This is a genomic window from Curvibacter sp. PAE-UM, assembly GCF_001432305.1.
Lineage (GTDB): Bacteria > Pseudomonadota > Gammaproteobacteria > Burkholderiales > Burkholderiaceae_C > Hylemonella.
On record NZ_KQ483358.1, the window covers coordinates 1656057 to 1672464 of the forward strand.

12 protein-coding genes are annotated in these 16408 nt (G+C 65.8%); all 12 read right to left on the reverse strand.

Annotated elements, in window-relative coordinates; all coding sequences use genetic code 11:
- Window positions 1-11: 11 nt before the first annotated feature.
- A complete protein-coding gene (locus AO057_RS08075) occupies window positions 12-1616 on the reverse strand; it encodes a methyl-accepting chemotaxis protein (protein ID WP_057675141.1) in 1605 nt (534 codons plus the stop codon).
- Window positions 1617-1634: 18 nt separating this feature from the next.
- A complete protein-coding gene (locus AO057_RS08080) occupies window positions 1635-2411 on the reverse strand; it encodes a carbonic anhydrase (protein ID WP_057675142.1) in 777 nt (258 codons plus the stop codon).
- 15 nt (window positions 2412-2426) lie between these two features.
- Window positions 2427-3254 carry a peptidylprolyl isomerase gene (locus tag AO057_RS08085; RefSeq protein ID WP_057675143.1) on the reverse strand — a complete coding sequence of 276 codons (828 nt, stop codon included), beginning with the start codon at window positions 3252-3254 and terminating at the stop codon, window positions 2427-2429.
- A complete protein-coding gene (gene narI, locus AO057_RS08090; RefSeq protein ID WP_057675144.1) occupies window positions 3251-3985 on the reverse strand; it encodes a respiratory nitrate reductase subunit gamma in 735 nt (244 codons plus the stop codon). Before narI ends, AO057_RS08085 begins: the two co-directional genes overlap by 4 nt.
- 2 nt (window positions 3986-3987) lie before the next feature.
- Window positions 3988-4668, reverse strand: coding sequence for a nitrate reductase molybdenum cofactor assembly chaperone (gene narJ / locus AO057_RS08095; RefSeq protein ID WP_057675145.1), 681 nt, complete (start codon window positions 4666-4668; stop codon window positions 3988-3990).
- A gap of 2 nt (window positions 4669-4670) precedes the next feature.
- Window positions 4671-6194, reverse strand: coding sequence for a nitrate reductase subunit beta (narH, locus tag AO057_RS08100; protein ID WP_057675146.1), 1524 nt, complete (start codon window positions 6192-6194; stop codon window positions 4671-4673).
- Window positions 6195-6204: 10 nt separating this feature from the next.
- Window positions 6205-10005 (reverse strand): nitrate reductase subunit alpha, encoded by a 3801-nt coding sequence (locus AO057_RS08105; RefSeq protein WP_057675147.1) that lies wholly within the window; start codon window positions 10003-10005, stop codon window positions 6205-6207.
- Between the two features lie 42 nt (window positions 10006-10047).
- Window positions 10048-11691 (reverse strand): MFS transporter, encoded by a 1644-nt coding sequence (locus AO057_RS08110; RefSeq protein WP_057675148.1) that lies wholly within the window; start codon window positions 11689-11691, stop codon window positions 10048-10050.
- 28 nt (window positions 11692-11719) lie between these two features.
- Window positions 11720-12976 carry an MFS transporter gene (locus tag AO057_RS08115; RefSeq protein WP_057675149.1) on the reverse strand — a complete coding sequence of 419 codons (1257 nt, stop codon included), beginning with the start codon at window positions 12974-12976 and terminating at the stop codon, window positions 11720-11722.
- A gap of 290 nt (window positions 12977-13266) precedes the next feature.
- Window positions 13267-13716 carry a hypothetical protein gene (locus tag AO057_RS17765; protein ID WP_156404510.1) on the reverse strand — a complete coding sequence of 150 codons (450 nt, stop codon included), beginning with the start codon at window positions 13714-13716 and terminating at the stop codon, window positions 13267-13269.
- Between the two features lie 2 nt (window positions 13717-13718).
- Window positions 13719-14396 (reverse strand): response regulator, encoded by a 678-nt coding sequence (locus AO057_RS08120; protein ID WP_057675150.1) that lies wholly within the window; start codon window positions 14394-14396, stop codon window positions 13719-13721.
- Entirely contained in the window at window positions 14386-16320 is a 1935-nt protein-coding gene (locus AO057_RS08125) for a type IV pili methyl-accepting chemotaxis transducer N-terminal domain-containing protein (protein ID WP_057677222.1), read from the reverse strand. The genes AO057_RS08120 and AO057_RS08125 overlap by 11 nt, the downstream gene beginning before the upstream one ends.
- Between the last annotated feature and the right edge of the window lie 88 nt (window positions 16321-16408).

Genomic DNA, 16408 nt, shown 5'->3' on the forward strand with positions numbered 1-16408 from the left:
GTGTCTGCTCCTCAGGCGCTCAGGGCCAAGGGTGCCGGTGCCGACAGCCGGGCGGGGCCCGGGGCCGTGTGGCTGCCCAGCCGGAACACGCTGACCACCTGTACCAATCCCATGGCCTGGTGTTCCAGGGATTGCGCGGCGGCAGCGGCCTCTTCCACCAGCGCAGCGTTCTGCTGCGTGACCTGGTCCATCTGGCCGATGGCCTGGTTGATCTGATCGACGCCGGTGGTCTGCTCGCGGCTGGCGGTTCGGATCTCGCCCATCAGGTCGGCCACGCGGCGCACGTGCACCACGATCTCGTCCATGGTGCTGCCGGCCTGCTCCACCAGCTTGCTGCCTTCGCTGACGTTGCCCACCGACTCGTCGATCAGCTGCTTGATCTCCTTGGCGGCGGTGGCGCTGCGCCCGGCCAGGCTGCGCACCTCGCTGGCCACCACGGCGAAGCCGCGGCCCTGCTCACCGGCGCGCGCCGCTTCCACGGCGGCGTTGAGCGCCAGGATGTTGGTCTGGAAAGCGATGCCATCAATGATGCCAATGATGTCGGCGATCTTGCGCGAGGACGTGTTGATGGCCTCCATGGTGTGCACCACCTTGCCCACCACGTCGCCGCCCTTGACCGCCACCTGCGCGGCCGATTCGGCCAGCTCGTTGGCGTGGCGGCCGCTTTCGTAGTTGTTCTTGATGGTGGCGGAGAGCTGCTCCATGGAGGCGGCGGTCTGCTCCAGTGCGCTGGCCTGCTCTTCGGTACGCGAGGACAGGTCGAGGTTGCCGGCGGCGATCTCGCGGGTGGCCGTGGACATGCTCTCCGAGCCCTGGCGCACCTGTTGCACGATGCGCGCCAGGCTGTCGTTCATCTCCTGCAGGGCCAGCAGCAGCTGGCCGGTCTCGTCGCGGCTCTCCACCCGGATGTGGCTGCCGAGGTCGCCGCTGGCCACGGTACGGGCCACCTGCACGGCCTGACTGAGGGGGCGCGTGATGGAGCGCGTGATCCACCAGGCTGACAGCGCGCCCAGCAGCAGGCCCAGCAGACCCAGCACCGCCATGAAGGCCTGGGCTGACACGATGCTGCGCTGAACTTCGCCGCTGCTGGCCACGACGATCTTCTTCTGCAGCTCGGTCAGCTGGTCGATCGGTGCCTGCAGGGCGTCGAGCAGGGGCAGGGTCTCGGTGTTCATCAGGCGCGTGGCTTCCTCCCGGTTGCCTTCTTCCATGAGCCTGGCCACCTTGCCGAAGGAGGCGACGTACTGGCCGCGCGTTTCCTTCAGGCGGGCCAGCAGGGCCCGTCCCTCGGGCAGGTAGATGAGCCGGTCCAGCGTTTCCAGCGCCACGTCGATGGTCCTCTTGTTCTCGGCGATGCGCTCCTTGATCCGGGCCAGCTGCGATACATCGTTCACGATGATCAGCTCCATGGTGCGGCGCGCATTGGCCCGGGTGGTGGCGTTGATCACGTTGGCGGCCTCGGCCTTGACCCAGTCCTTCTCGATGATGCGGCTGTTGACCTCGCCGATCTGGCTGAAGCGCAGCAGGGCGAGCAGGATGACGGCGAGCAGCATCACGATGAGCAGGCCGAAGCCCAGGCCCAGCCGGGTGCCGATTTTCAGGTTGGCGATGGTCATGGTGGTTCTCGGAAATACTCAGCTTGATCGGGGCCTGGCGTAACTGCCGTCGATTTCATTGAACAGGGGGCTGGCCATGGTGTCGGTATCGGCATCGGCGTAGGGGCCGGTGCCGCTGTGCGTGGCGCTGGAGGCCGGCACGAATTCCCCGCTTTTCACGTCGAACACATGCACTTCGCCGTCTTCGATCACGTAGTGCCAGCCGTGCAGGGCCAGCTGGCCGGCTTCCACGCGCTCGCGCACCATGGGGTAGCCCATCAGGCGCTCCAGTTGCAGGATCACGGCGCGCTGTTCGGTGCGGCGCAGCGCTTCGGGCGACATCTGCACGGGCAGCACGGCTTCGCGGCCCAGCTCCAGCCAGGCGGCCAGGTTGATGGCATCCTTCGGAGCCCCTTCGTAGAGCGCGCGGATGCCGCCGCAGTGGCTGTGGCCGCAGACGACGATGCGCGAGACCTTGAGGTTGAGCACGGCGAACTCGATGGCCGCGGCCGTGCCGTGGTAGCCGGTGAAACGCCGCGCGGCGCCCAGATAGGCCCCTTCGGGGGACATGTCCCCCGAGGGCACCGTCGTCATGCCGTCGTGCGGCGGCACGAAGGCGGCCACATTGCGCACGATGAACAGGTCACCCGGCCCGGTGCCCGTGAGCAGGTAGGGCACCAGGCGCGAGTCGGAGCAGCCGATGAAGAGGATGGTGGGGTGCTGGCCGCGCTCCACCAGATCCTGGAACTGGTCCTGGATGCCGGGGAAAGTCTGGTCGTGAAAGCGGCGCAGTCGCTCCAGCAGTTCGTCGGGCATCGGCGCGCTTTCCGTTTACTGGACCAAGGGCGTGTCGGCCGCGTCCAGTTCCACGCCTTCGAGCTCGGCCTGTCCGGCCAGCAGGGCCAGGTACTGGCGCAGCGCGGTCACGTAGGTCTGCTGGCGCAGTGTCATGGCCACGGCGCCATGCACGGATTCGAAGGGCTGGTCAACGCCGGCCTCGCGCTGGCGTACGTCCACCACGTGCAGGCCGAAACGGCTGTGCACCAGGCGCGGCAACACGCCCACCTCGCTCTGGCCGAAGATCTCGCGCGCGAACTCGGGCGCGCAGTCCTGCGCCGTGAGCCAGCCCAGCTCGCCGCCTTCGGCACCGCTGGGGCAGTTGGAGAGCTTGCGCGCCGCCTCGACGAAGGGGTCGCCCGTGCCGTCGTGGCTGCGCACATCGAGCAGGGCGCCTTCGGCGCGCTTGCGCAAGGCGACCACATCCACGCCCGGCGTCACCGCGAACAGGATGTGGCGCACGTGCGCGCGCTCGCCGATGCGGTAACGCGCAGCGTGGGCGGCGTGGTGGCGGCGGCAGGCTTCTTCCGAGGGCTCGGGGATCTGCAGGCTTTGTTCGAGCAGTTGCTCGATGGCATCGACCGCCGCCTCGCTGGGCACACCGTCGGCCGCGCTGTCGTCCGCGGCCAGCAGGCCGGCGCGCTGCGCGGCCTGGCGCAGCAACTCGGTGCAGGCACGCTGGCGCAGCTCGTCGTCACTGAGCTTTTCATCGGCAAGGTGCAGGGCGACGCCGTTGACCCGCGCGATGGCGACGGGGGTTGCAATGGCCGTATCGGCCTCGGCACTGGCGCAGCCGCAGCTGGAGGAGCAGGGGGTTTTCATACACGGGCTCCCGGCTGGCGCGGCAGGTTGTGGCCGGCGGGAACATTGAGCCGGCGGCTGCGCACGACCTGGTAGGGCCGCATCAGGTAGGTCACCGAGGCAAAACCGCTCCAGACGTGTACCAGACGCGTGAAGGGGAAGATCAGGAAGATGCTCATGCCCAGGAACATGTGCGCCTTGAAGACCCAGCTGGCCTGCAGCAGCAGCTCGGGGGCGCCACTGCGGAAGGTCACGATGCGTTGCGCCCACTCGGCCAGTTGCATCATCATGCCGCCGTCCAGGTGCTGGGCCGACAGCGGGATGGTGGCCAGGCCCAGCGCGAACTGCAGCCACAGCAGGAGCAGCAACACGATGTCACCGGGCTTGCTGGTGGCACGGATGCGCGGTTCGAACAGGCGGCGGTGCAGCAGCAGCGTGACGCCGATGAACCCCAGCACCCCGAACAGGCCGCCCGAGACCATGGCCAGCAGCTGCTTGGCGCCGGCCGTCATGAAGGGCTCGTAGAGGAAGTGCGGCGTCAGCATGCCCACCGTGTGGCCGAAGAAGAGGAAGAGGATGCCGACGTGGAACAGGTTGCTGCCCCAGCGCAGCTGGCCGGCCTTGAGCAGCTGCGAGGAATCGCTTTTCCAGGTGTACTGGTCGCGGTCGAAGCGCACCAGGCTGCCCAGCAGGAAGACCGTGAGGCAGATGTAGGGATAGATCCCGAAGACGAACTGGTTGAGGTAGTTCATGCTCATGCTCCTGGCGCAGTGGGCTGCGCAACATTCCTGACGATGCGGATGGGCTGGGGCTGGCCGGGTTTGGCCTGGCCCTGGGTGGAGCAGCCGTCAAAAGCCATGGGTTCCTCCCAGGCCTGGTCCAGCGGCTCGTCTTCCACCACCTTCACGGCCTGGGCCCGCTCACCGGCGACCTCCAGCAGGGCGCCCAGCACGCTGGCATAGGGGCTCTCGCGTTTCACCAGGGCGCTGAAGATGGCGTTGAGGATGTGGGCGATCTCACCCAGGAAGGCGCGCGCCTCCTTGGCCGGCTGGGTGGAGACGAACTCCAGCACCACCGGCAGGTAGTCGGGCAGCTCGCCTTCGGCGAGATACAGCCCGGCCTTCTCGTAGGTCTGGGCCAGGTCGATCATGGCCGGGCCGCGGTCGCGGCTGTCGCCATGCACGTGCTCGAACAGGTGCAGCGAGGTGGCGCGGCCGCGGTCGAACAGCTGCACGTAGTCGGCTTCCATGTCGATCGGGTCGCGCGTGCGCATGGACTTGAGCAGCGCGTCGAGCTCGCCCAGGCGGGTGGCGCCCAGGGCCTGTTCACTGTGCAGCGCGGCGCTGAGGTCGCCCAGATGGCCGCGCAGTTCGGCGTCGGGGTAGCCCAGCAGACGGGCCAGCACGCGCAGGGTCAAAGTAGCGTTGTGGGTCATGATCAGACTCCTGCCTTGATGGGGATGGTGCGGCGTTTGCCGCTGCCGAAGAGGCTGGCTTCGCTGGCGCCGTCGGAGCAGCCGTTGCCAAACGAGAAGCCGCAGCCGCCGCGCATGTCGAAGGTGTTCTCGGCGTACTCGCGGTGCGAGCTCGGGATGACGAAGCGGTCCTCGTAGTTGGCAATCGCCATCACGTGGTACATGTCTTCCACCTCGGCCTGCGTCATCTGCACCTGCTGCAAGGCCGTGGTGTTGATGCGGCCTTCGACGTGCTTCTCGCGCTGGTAGGCGCGCATGGCGAGCATGCGTTCCAGGGCGCGTTCCACCGGCATGGTGTCGCCGGCGGTCAGCAGGTTGGCCAGGTACTTGACCGGGATGCGCAGCTGCTTGACGTCCGGGATCTCGCCGTTGATGCCGATGTCGCCGGCGTTCGCTGCCGCCGTGATGGGCGAGAGCGGCGGCACGTACCAGACCATGGGCAGCGTGCGGTACTCGGGGTGCAGGGGCAGGGCCACCTTCCACTCCACCGCCATCTTGTAGACCGGGCTCCTGCGCGCGGCGTCCATCCAGGCATCGGGGATGCCGTCGGCACGGGCCTGCTCGATCACCTTCGGATCGTTGGGGTCCAGGAAGATGTTGAGCTGGGCTTCGTAGAGGTCGCGGTCGTGTTCCACGCTGGCCGCTTCCTGGATGCGGTCGGCATCGTAGAGCAGCACGCCCAGGTAGCGGATGCGGCCCACACAGGTCTCGGAGCAGACGGTGGGTTGCCCGGCCTCGATGCGCGGGTAGCAGAAGATGCACTTCTCGGCCTTGCCCGATTCCCAGTTGTAGTAGATCTTCTTGTAGGGGCAGCCGCTCACGCACATGCGCCAGCCGCGGCACTTGTCCTGGTCGATCAGCACGATGCCGTCTTCCTCGCGCTTGTAGATCGAGCCCGAGGGGCACGATGCGACGCAGGCCGGGTTCAGGCAGTGCTCGCACAGGCGCGGCAGGTACATCATGAAGGTGTTCTCGAACTGGCCGTAGATGTCCTTCTGCACGTCGTCGAAGTTCTTGTCCTTCGAACGCTTGCTGAATTCACCACCCAGGATTTCTTCCCAGTTCGGGCCCCACTCGATCTTCTCCATGCGCTGGCCGGTGATCAGGCTGCGCGGACGTGCCGTGGGCGCGGCCTTCATCTCGGGCGCCGACTGCAGATGGTCGTAGTCGAAGGTGAAGGGCTCGTAGTAGTCGTCGATCTGCGGCAGGTTGGGGTTGGCGAAGATCTTCATCAGCAGCTTCCACTTCGCCCCCTGGCGCGGCTCGATGCTGCCGTTCGATTTACGGACCCAGCCGCCGTTCCACTTGTCCTGGTTCTCCCATTCCTTGGGGTAGCCGATGCCGGGTTTGGTCTCGACGTTGTTGAACCAGGCGTATTCCATGCCTTTGCGGCTGGTCCAGACGTTCTTGCAGGTGACCGAACAGGTGTGGCAGCCGATGCACTTGTCCAGGTTGAGCACCATGCCGATTTGAGCGCGGATTTTCATGGTCGTCTCCTTAAGCGTGTGCGCCGGCAGGGGTGGAGGCGGCAGCCGGGGTGTCCAGCCAGTCCACCTTGTTCATCTTGCGCACCACGACGAACTCGTCGCGGTTGGTGCCGATGGTCCCGTAGTAGTTGAAGCCGTAGCTGAACTGCGCGTAGCCGCCGATCATGTGCGTGGGCTTCAACACGATGCGCGTCACCGAGTTGTGGATGCCGCCGCGTGCGCCGGTGATCTCCGAGCCCGGGGTGTTGATGATCTTCTCCTGCGCGTGGTACATCATGACCATGCCGTTGTTCACCCGCTGGCTCACCACCGCGCGCGCCGCGATGGCGCCGTTGATGTTGAACAGCTCGACCCAGTCGTTGTCGACGATGCCGGCGCTCTTGGCGTCGTCCTCGCTGAGCCAGATCACCGGGCCACCGCGATTGAGCGTGAGCATCATCAGGTTGTCGCTGTAGGTGGAGTGGATCCCCCACTTCTGGTGCGGCGTGATGAAGTTCAGCAGGATCTCGGTGTTCCCGTTGGGCTTGATGCCGTGGATGCCGGCCGTGGTCTTCAGGTCCACGGGCGGCTTGTAGCTGGACAGGTTTTCCCCGAAGGCGGTCATCCACGGGTGGTCCAGGTAGAACTGCTGGCGGCCGGTGAGGGTGCGCCACGGTATCAGCTCGTGCACATTGGTGTAGCCGGCGTTGTAGGACACGGTCTCGCTCTCGATGCCGCTCCAGGTCGGGCTGGAGATGATCTTGCGCGGCTGGGCCTGGATGTCGCGGAAGCGGATCTTCTCGTCCTCGCGGTACAGGGCCAGGTGTTTGTGCTCGCGCCCGGTCTGCTTGGACAGCGCTTCCCAGGCCTTGACGGCGACGTGGCCGTTGGTTTCCGGGGCCAGTTGCAGCACGACCTCGCAGGCGTCGATGTCGGTCTCGATCTTCGGCATGCCGCAGGTGGCGCCTTCGGCACGGACCACGCCGTTGAGTTCGCCGAGCTGCTTGACTTCGGTCTGGGTGTTCCAGGCGATGCCCTTGCCGCCATTGCCCACCTTGTTCATCAGCGGCCCCAGGGCCGTGAAGCGCTTGTAGAGGTTGGGGTAGTCGCGCTCGACCACGGCCATGTTGGGCGCGGTCTTGCCGGGGATGAGCTCGCACTCGCCCTTTTTCCATTCCTTGACGTCGAAGGGCTGGGCCAGCTCGGCCGGGCTGTCGTGCATCAGCGGGCTGAGCACCATCTCGCGCTCCACACCCAGGTGGCCCACGCAGAGTTCGCTGAACTTCTTGGCGAAACCCTTGTAGATGTCCCAGTCGCTTTTCGATTGCCAGGCCGGGTCCACCGCGGTGGACAGCGGGTGGATGAAGGGGTGCATGTCGCTGGTGTTGAGGTCGTTCTTCTCGTACCAGGTGGCCGTGGGCAGCACGATGTCGGAGTACAGGCAGGTCGTGCTCATGCGGAAGTCCAGCGTGACCAGCAGGTCCAGCTTGCCCTCCGGGGCCTGGTCATGCCACACCACTTCCTCGGGCTTGGCCTCGTCACGGCCGAGGTCCTTGCCCTGCACGCCGTGGCTGGTGCCCAGCAGGTGCTTGAGGAAGTACTCATGGCCCTTGCCGCTGGAGCCCAGCAGGTTGGAACGCCAGACGAACATATTGCGCGGCCAGTTGGCCGGGTGGTCCGGGTCCTCGCAGCTCATCTTGAGCGTGCCGTCCTTCAGGCCCTTGACCGTGTAGTCCTTGGGGTCCATGCCGGCGGCGGTCGCGTCCTTCACGATCTGCATCGGGTTGGTCTGCAACTGCGGGGCGCTGGGCAGCCAGCCCATGCGCTCGGCGCGCACGTTGTAGTCGATCATGCTGCCGCCGAAGACCTTCTTGTCGGCCAGCGGCGAGAGCACCTCGCCCATGGTCAGCTTCTCGTAGCGCCACTGGTCGGTGTGGGCGTAGAAGAAGCTGGTGCTGTTCATCTGGCGGGGTGGGCGGATCCAGTCCAGCGCGAAGGCCAGTGCGGTCCAGCCGGTCTGCGGGCGCAGCTTCTCCTGGCCCACGTAGTGCGCCCAGCCGCCGCCCGATTGGCCGATACAGCCGCACATCATCAGCATGTTGATGATGCCGCGGTAGTTCATGTCGCTGTGGTACCAGTGGTTCATGGCCGCGCCGATGATGACCATGGACTTGCCCTTGGTCTTGTCGGCGTTGTCGGCGAACTGGTGCGCCACGGTGATGAGCTGCTGGCGCGGCACGCCGGTGATCTTTTCCTGCCAGGCCGGGGTGTAGGGGGTGTCGTCGTCGAAGCTCTTCGCGGCGAGTTCGCCCGGCAGGCCGCGGGCGATGCCGTAGTTGGCCGCCTGCAGGTCGAACACGGTGGCCACCAGGGCCTCGCGCTTGTCGCCTTCCTTGCCCAGCGAGATGCGGGTCACCGGCACGGTGCGCACCAGCACGTTGTTGGCTGCGGCGCCCGTGGTGTTGTTGGGGAAGTGCTCGCTTTCGATGCCGCCGAAGTAGGGGAAACCGATCTTCGCGGTTTCGGTCTTGGCGCCGCCCTCCATCGCAGAGAGCTTGAGCTTCACGTCATTGCCGTGGCGCGCTTCCTTGGCCTCCAGGTTCCACTGGCCGGCGTCGGCGCGGCCGTCCGGGCCCCAGCGGAAGCCGATGGCGCCCTTGGGACAGACCACCTTGCCGTCTTCGTTGATGGCCACGGTCTTCCACTCGGGGTTGTTGGCCTGGCCGAGCTTGCCGTTGAAGTCGCTGGCGCGCACGTAGCGGTCGGGCACCAGGATCTTTTCGCCGCTCGGGCTGGTCTGCTCCTTGAGCATGACCAGCATGGGCAGGTCGGTGTAACGGCGCGCGTAGTCGTCGAAGTAGGCGCTGGGCTTGTCGAAGTAGAACTCCTTCATGATGACGTGGCCCATGGCCATGGCCATCGCCGCGTCCGTCCCCTGCTTGGGGTGCATCCAGATGTCGGCCAGCTTGGAGATCTCGGCGTAGTCGGGTGTGACCGCCACGGTCTTGGCGCCCTTGTAGCGCACCTCGGTGAAGAAGTGGGCGTCGGGGGTGCGCGTCTGTGGCACGTTGGAGCCCCAGGCGATGATGTAGGTGGAGTTGTACCAGTCGGCCGACTCGGGCACGTCGGTCTGCTCGCCCCAGACCTGCGGGCTGGCGGGGGGGAGGTCGCAGTACCAGTCGTAGAAGCTCATGCACACGCCGCCCAGCAGCGAGAGATAACGCGAGCCGGCGGCGTAGGACACCATGGACATGGCCGGGATGGGCGAGAAGCCGATCACGCGGTCCGGGCCGTGTTTCTTGACGGTGTAGATGTTCGCCGCGGCGATCATCTCGTTGACTTCATCCCAGCTGGAGCGCACGAAACCGCCCAGGCCGCGCACGCTCTGGTATTCCTTGCGTTTGGCGTTGCTGTCGGCGATGGAGGCCCAGGCCTCCACCGGCGCATGGACCAGCCGGGCTTCGCGCCAGAGCTTGAGCAGGCGCCCGCGCACCATGGGGTACTTCACGCGGTTGGCGCTGTAGAGGTACCAGCTGTAGCTGGCGCCACGCGCGCAGCCGCGCGGTTCGTGGTTGGGCATGTCCCAGCGGGTGCGGGGGTAGTCGGTCTGCTGGGTTTCCCAGGTGACGATGCCGCCCTTGACGTAGATCTTCCACGAGCAGGAGCCCGTGCAGTTCACGCCGTGGGTGGAACGCACGATCTTGTCGTGGGCCCAGCGGTCGCGGTAGGCGTCTTCCCAGGTGCGGTCTTCACCCGTGGTGACACCGTGGTCCTTGGAGAAGGGCTCTTTCGGTTGCGAGAAGTAGCTCAGTCGGTCGAGAAAATGGCTCATATCAGCCTCCTAGATAGTCGTTGTGACGCGCTTGCGGTGTGATCAGGGGTTCTTGACGTAGGCGTTCTTGCGCAGGTAGAACCACCAGTTCAGTACCAGGCACAGGGCGTAGAAGACCGCGAAGCCGTACATGGCGAACTGCGGCGTGCCGGCCTTGATCTGGGCGCCGATCACCACCGGGGCCACGAAGGCGCCGTAGGCGGCGATGGCCGAAGTCCAGCCCAGCACCGGGCCGGCCTGCTGGCGGTCGAAGATCACGGCGATGGTGCGGAAGGTCGAGCCGTTGCCGATGCCGGTGGCGGTGAACAGCACCACGAACAGCACCATGAAGGTCAGGAAGTACTGCTCGGGCGTGGCCGATTGGTAGGCCTGCAACATGATGTAGCCCACGGCGCCCGAGGCCACCACCATCACGGCCGAGATGATCTGCGTGACGATGGAGCCGCCCACCTTGTCCGAGATCCAGCCGCCGATGGGGCGCACCGCGGCGCCGACGAAGGGGCCGATCCAGGCATAGGTCAGCGCGCTGGGGGCGTTGGGGTTCTTGGCATGGACCCAGGCGTTGGTGGCCACATCAAACATGTGCGTGCTGCCGAAGATCACGGTGATGGACAGGGGCAGCGCCATGGAGAAGCCGATGAAGGAGCCGAAGGTCACGATGTACAGCGCCGTCATGGACCAGGTGTGCTTGTCCTTGAAGATGGCGAACTGCTTGTCGATGTTTTCCTTCATGGTGCCGAAGGCCGTGAGCTTCATCACCAGCAGGGTGCTGATGATGATCAGCGGCATGGCCAGCCACATGTTCAGCAGGCCCAGGCCGGTGGGCGCGGGCAGGTAGAGGTAGAGGCCCAGGCCGGCCGGCAGGAAGGACAGGGTGTAGAGCCAGACGATCTTGATGAAGGCGCTGATCGTGCTGCCGATGCTGTTGTCCACGCCCGGCGTGACGGTCTTCAGGTTGTTCATGCCGAACCAGCACAGGATGGACAGCGGCACCAGCGAGAGCAGCCAGGCGAAACCGGCGTTCTGGATGAAGGTGGGCGTGCCGGCGGCGATCTTGCCGAGAATCCAGCCGCTGTCTTTCACCAGCGTCATCGACTCACCGCCGATGGCGCCGAAGAGGCTGACCGTCATCACCAGCGGAATCACGACCTGCATGGTGGTCACGCCGAAGTTGCCCAGGCCGGCGTTCAGGCCCAGCGCCGTGCCCTGCAGGCGCTTGGGGAAAAAGGTGCCGATGTTGGACATGGAACTGGCGAAATTGCCGCCGCCCACGCCCGACCACAGGGCCATGAGCTGGAAGGCCCACAGCGGCCAGTCTTTATGCTGCAGCGCGATGCCGGTGCCGATGGCCGGGGCCAGCAGCATGGCGGTGGTCAGGAAGATGGTGTTGCGCCCGCCGGCCAGGCGGATCAGGAAGCTGGCCGGGATGCGCATGGTGGCGCCGGCCAGGCCCGCGATGGCGGTCAGCGTGAAAAGCTCGGCCTGGGTGAAGGGGAAACCCAGGTTGAGCATCTGCACGGTGATGATGCCCCACATGCCCCAGATGGCGAAGCCGCACAGCAGGGCCGGCACCGAGATCCAGAGGTTGCGGTAGGCGATCTTCTTGCCCGTGCTTTCCCAGAACTTTTCGTCCTCGGGGCGCCAGTCGGTGATGGTGGCACCCGATTCCCTGGTGGTGTTGTTCATGATGGTTCCTTAGGAAGGGGAGAAGGGGTCAGCCCTTGAGGCTGAAAGCGGTGGCCTGCGAGCCCATGACCTGGGCGCGGCGCACTTCGGTCCAGTACATCCAGATCAGCGAAACCCAGACCACGCCGTACATCAGCATGAAGGCGCTGGAGCGGATGCCGGTCAGGTCGAGCAGCACGCCGAACAGGATGGGCAGCACGAAGCCACCCAGGCCGCCGGCCAGGCCGACGATGCCGCTGATGGCGCCGATGTTGGTCGGGTAGTCGTCGCTGATGTACTTGAACACGCTGGCCTTGCCGAAGGCCCAGGCGATGCCCAGGATGAACATCAGGCCGGTGAAGGCGTAGACGTTGAGGCCGAAGTGGAAGGTCTTGGGGCCTTCGATGGTGGTCACGGTGAAGTCGAACTGCGGGTAGCTCAGCAGGAACAGGCAGATCCAGCTCACCCACATGACCCACCAGGTCACGCTGTGGGCGCCGTACTTGTCGCTCAGCCAGCCGCCCACCGCACGCAGCACGCCGCCGGGCAGCGAGAAGCAGGCCGCCAGGAGCGCGGCGGCGCGGATGTCCAGGCCGTATTCACCCACGTAGTACTGCACCATCCACAGCGAGAGCGCCACGTAGCCGCCGAACACGATGCTGTAGTACTGGCAGTACTTGATGACCTTGGGGTCCTTCAGGGCCTTGAGCTGGTCGCTGAACTTGACATGGCTGGGCACCAGGTGGGCCGGGTCGCTGTGGCTGAACAGCCAGAAGACCACCACCGTGCCCAGCATGATGGCCGCATAGACCTGCGGCACCATGGCCCAGCCGAAGGCGACCACCAGCGCCGGGGCGATGAACTTGTTGACCGCCGCGCCCGAGTTGCCGGCGCCGTACACGCCCATGGCAAAACCCTGGCGGTTCTTGGGGTACCAGCGCGCCACATAAGGCGTGCCTACCGAGAAGGAACCGCCGGCCAGGCCCACGAAGAGGCCGATCACCAGGAAGTGCCAGTAGGCGGTGGCATAGGCCATCAGCCAGATGGCCGGCACGGTGGCGGCCATCAGGATGGCCATGACGATGCGCCCGCCGTACTTGTCGGTCCAGATGCCCAGCGGCACGCGGATCAGCGAGCCGGTGAGCACCGGAGTGGCCGTGAGCAGGCCGAATTCAGTGGCGTTGAGGCCCAGCGTCTTCTTGATCGGGATGCCGATCACGCCGAACATCATCCACACCATGAAACACACGGTGAAGGCCAGCGTGCTGACAATCAGCACCGAGAGGGCTTGTCTGTTTCTGTCCATGTACATCTCCTTTGGGGATGTGTGGACTGTAGAAATCAGCAGCTTTGCCCGCCATCCTTCATAGGTAGCGGGAGGGGGGATGGGCATCCTCCGAAAGAACTAGTCGGGCGGTTTAATCGCGCCAGGCTTGAGGTGGATCAAATGTCGGGCGTGCCGGATTCAGAGGTGTCAGATGATGGGTATTCCCTGGGAGAGGGACAGTTAGATGCTGTCCCTAAGGAATTTCTGAGCGGTGTGCTGGGGCTCAGTATGTTCACGTTTAGAGGGCTGTGCAGGCGTTACTGCATAAGTTAATTGCTGAACAACGCAATAGCACGGGCTAATAAATCGTTCTTTGCGGCAAAAAAACCTAGGCTGAAAGTGCCGGCTACCAGACTTCCCGCAGTAACCCAGCCGCCTACGGAGACATGTTGAAACAACCACTTCAACGTAATTTTTTTAGGAGGTAGAAGCTCGACTTTGGCAATTTTTAATTCGTAGCTCATAGCATTGAGTACCCGACGAAGTCTTTCAATACCTTCGTTCCAGTGCACACGATTCATGTAGTGCCCTGTGTTGTAGATGATGTCGTTTGGCCTAAACAGAACGTACTCAAGCTCTGCAACGTGCGGGCTGTCCGTACCGAAGAGATTGCGGGAAAGCGCCATTGCGTTGCGCAGAACAGCGTCAGCCGCCGGAAAATCAAACTCCACAAGTGAGTTTGTTCTGGTAAGCAGAGATTCGATTTCAGCGGAACTCATATTCAGCTCACACCCGCACTCGTCGCCAGCACCGCCGCCTGCACCCGCGTGCTCACCGCCAGCTTGCGCAGCACGTGCTGCACGTGGATCTTGACCGTGGTCTCGGCGATGCCGAGTTCGGTGCCGATCTCCTTGTTGCTGGCGCCGCGCGCGATGCCGCGCAGGATGTCGCGCTCGCGCGGCGAGAGTTGCCCCAGCAGGGTCTGGGCCGGGCTGGGGGCGGGCGTGGCCGCTTGCGATGCTGCCCCGCCATTCTGGAAGGCGGCCACCAGCTTGCTGGTCATCTCGGGCGCCACCACGCTTTCGCCGCGCATGACACGGCCGATGGCCGTGGCCAGCGCGTCGCCTTCGATGGTCTTGAGCAGGTAACCTGAGGCGCCAGCCCTGAGGGCCGTGCCCAGGTCCTGCTCGTCCTCGCTCACGGTGAGCATGAGCACGCGGGCCTTGGACGCGGCTTCGCGCAGGGCGGGCAGGGCATCGACGCCGCGCACGCCGGGCAGGTGGTTGTCCAGCAGGATCAGGTCGGGCTGCAGTTCCTGCGCGCGGCGCTGGGCCTCGCCGGCGTCGGCGGCGTCGCCCACCACCTCGAAGTGGGGCTCGCGCGAGAGCAGGGCGATCAGGCCGCGGCGGAACAGGGTGTGGTCGTCGACCACCAGGATGCGGATGCGCTCAGGCAACATGTTCAAGGGGACCGGGTAGCGGGAGGGTGGGGGCCGGTGCGCGGGCGGCGACCAGCTGGGCCGGCAGGGTCAGCACCATGGAGGTGCCGGCGCCCGGGGTGGAGATGAGTTCGACGCGTGCGCCGATGCGCTCGGCGCGTTCGCGCATGATGCGCAGGCCCACGTGGCTGTCGTCGATGCTGCCGTCGCGGGTGTCGAAGCCGCTGCCGTCGTCGCGCACCTCGAAGCGCCATTCGGGCTGCTGCTGCACGTCCAGCCAGACCTGCGAGGCGCGCGCATGCTTGCGCACATTGGACAGCGCTTCCTGCACGATGTGCAGCACCTGGATCTGCAGGTCGGGCGCCAGCGGCAGGCCCTGGCCCTGCATCTGCAGGTGGGCCTTCAGGCCGCTTTGCAGCTCGAACTTGTGCAGGGTGGTGGTGATCGCGGTCTCGATGTCTTCGGTGTTGGTGCGGGTGCGGAAGTGCATCAGCAGCTCGCGCACGTCGCCGTAGCTCTCGCGCACACCGGCGTCGATTTCTTCCAGCACCTTGGCCATGTCCTGGTGGTCGCCCGCGGCCAGGGCGTCGCGCATGAGCTTCACCTGGATCTTGAGGAAGGCCAGCGACTGGGCGATGGAGTCGTGCAGTTCGCGCGCCAGCAGGTGGCGTTCCTGGGACACCGCGGCTTCCATGTCCAGCGCGTTCAGGCGCAGGTTCTCCATGGCGCCGGCCAGGTGGCTGGCCAGGGCTTCGAGCAGCGAGCGCTCGGCGGCCGAGGGTTCGGTGCGGGCGTGGAAGAACAGGTCCACCTCGCCCATGAGGCGCTCGTGCAGGCGCACCGGGATGTTGACCAGCGACTCGAAGCCGGCCTGCCCGCACAGGCGCTCGCGGGTGTCGCCCAGCGCGTGGATGGGGATGACCCGCAGGCCGGCGCTGGTGGCCGTACTGGCGCCGCAATCGCAGTCGCCCTTGTGGATGCAGTGCTCGGCCTCCACCATGTCGGCCGGCAGGCCCTGGGCGGCCAGCATGAGGTAGCGCTGGTTGGCCTGGTCGGACCAGCGCAAGGCCACGCCGTCGGCATGCGCAATGCGCTGGATGCTGCGCACGAAACCCTGGGCCAGCTCGTCCAGCGATGTGCTGCGCGCCACCAGTGCGGTGATTTCGTAGAGGCTCGCCAGGCGCTCGCGCTTTTCTTCCAGCTCGGCGGTTTTCTCGGCCACCTTGGCTTCGAGGTTGCGGTACATGGACTGCAGGTGCGCGGCCATGTCGTTGAAGCCATCGGCCAGGGTGCCGAACTCGTCGCTGCTGACGCGCTCGACGCGCGCGTCGAAGTCGCCGCCCTGGATCTTCTCGATCGCCCGCTTGAGCAGGCCCACGGGCTCCAGCACCAGCAGCTGGCCGACGTAGAGCATCACCACCGCGCCCAGGATGACCAGGGCCATCAGCGTGGTCTGCAGCAGGTGCAGGATGGCGGTCCAGCGTGAGATGTGGATCTCGATGCTGCGCACGAAGGCGTCGATATGGGTGACGAAATCGATGGTCACGTCGCGCAGCAGCTGCGGCCGTCCGGCCCCGGCCGGCGTGCCGAGCAAGGGGCGAAAGCCCTCCCAGTCCTGCTCGATCACGCCGAAATACTGCTGCACGCTCTCGTCCCAGGGCACGAAGAGCGGGCGTTCGGGGTCGCCGTGACGCAGCACGGCCAGGCTGCCCTCGAACTCCTGCACCAGCTGTGGCAGCTCGGCGGTCTGGCCGGTGCTCAGGCTCAGGGACATGCGGTAGGCCTGCATGCGCATGCGGCCGGCCTCGTTGACGGCGGCGGCGCCGCCGTCGAGCTGCCAGGACACCCACAGCGTGGCCGCCGTGGCCAGCAGGGCCAGCAGCAGGAAGGGGGTGGCGGCCAGCGTGAGTTTGGCGGCCAGGCTGCGTTGCTTCGGGGGTGTCATGGTCGTCGCGTTGCGGGGTTCCAGTGTGCGGTCAAAGCGGCCGGCCGGGTGGACCTGAATCTTGATACGGATCAAGCCGGCGCGCAAT

What these genes read in the sequence shown, in the direction of transcription:
- AO057_RS17765 (WP_156404510.1), bottom strand. Translation starts at nt 13,716, where the DNA reads ATGAGTTCCGCTGAAATCGAATCTCTGCTTACCAGAACAAACTCACTT.
- AO057_RS08085 (WP_057675143.1), bottom strand. Translation starts at nt 3,254, where the DNA reads ATGAAAACCCCCTGCTCCTCCAGCTGCGGCTGCGCCAGTGCCGAGGCC.
- narI (WP_057675144.1), bottom strand. Translation starts at nt 3,985, where the DNA reads ATGAACTACCTCAACCAGTTCGTCTTCGGGATCTATCCCTACATCTGC.
- AO057_RS08110 (WP_057675148.1), bottom strand. Translation starts at nt 11,691, where the DNA reads ATGAACAACACCACCAGGGAATCGGGTGCCACCATCACCGACTGGCGC.
- AO057_RS08075 (WP_057675141.1), bottom strand. Translation starts at nt 1,616, where the DNA reads ATGACCATCGCCAACCTGAAAATCGGCACCCGGCTGGGCCTGGGCTTC.
- narJ (WP_057675145.1), bottom strand. Translation starts at nt 4,668, where the DNA reads ATGACCCACAACGCTACTTTGACCCTGCGCGTGCTGGCCCGTCTGCTG.
- AO057_RS08125 (WP_057677222.1), bottom strand. Translation starts at nt 16,320, where the DNA reads ATGACACCCCCGAAGCAACGCAGCCTGGCCGCCAAACTCACGCTGGCC.
- AO057_RS08115 (WP_057675149.1), bottom strand. Translation starts at nt 12,976, where the DNA reads ATGGACAGAAACAGACAAGCCCTCTCGGTGCTGATTGTCAGCACGCTG.
- AO057_RS08105 (WP_057675147.1), bottom strand. Translation starts at nt 10,005, where the DNA reads ATGAGCCATTTTCTCGACCGACTGAGCTACTTCTCGCAACCGAAAGAG.
- narH (WP_057675146.1), bottom strand. Translation starts at nt 6,194, where the DNA reads ATGAAAATCCGCGCTCAAATCGGCATGGTGCTCAACCTGGACAAGTGC.
- AO057_RS08120 (WP_057675150.1), bottom strand. Translation starts at nt 14,396, where the DNA reads ATGTTGCCTGAGCGCATCCGCATCCTGGTGGTCGACGACCACACCCTG.
- AO057_RS08080 (WP_057675142.1), bottom strand. Translation starts at nt 2,411, where the DNA reads ATGCCCGACGAACTGCTGGAGCGACTGCGCCGCTTTCACGACCAGACT.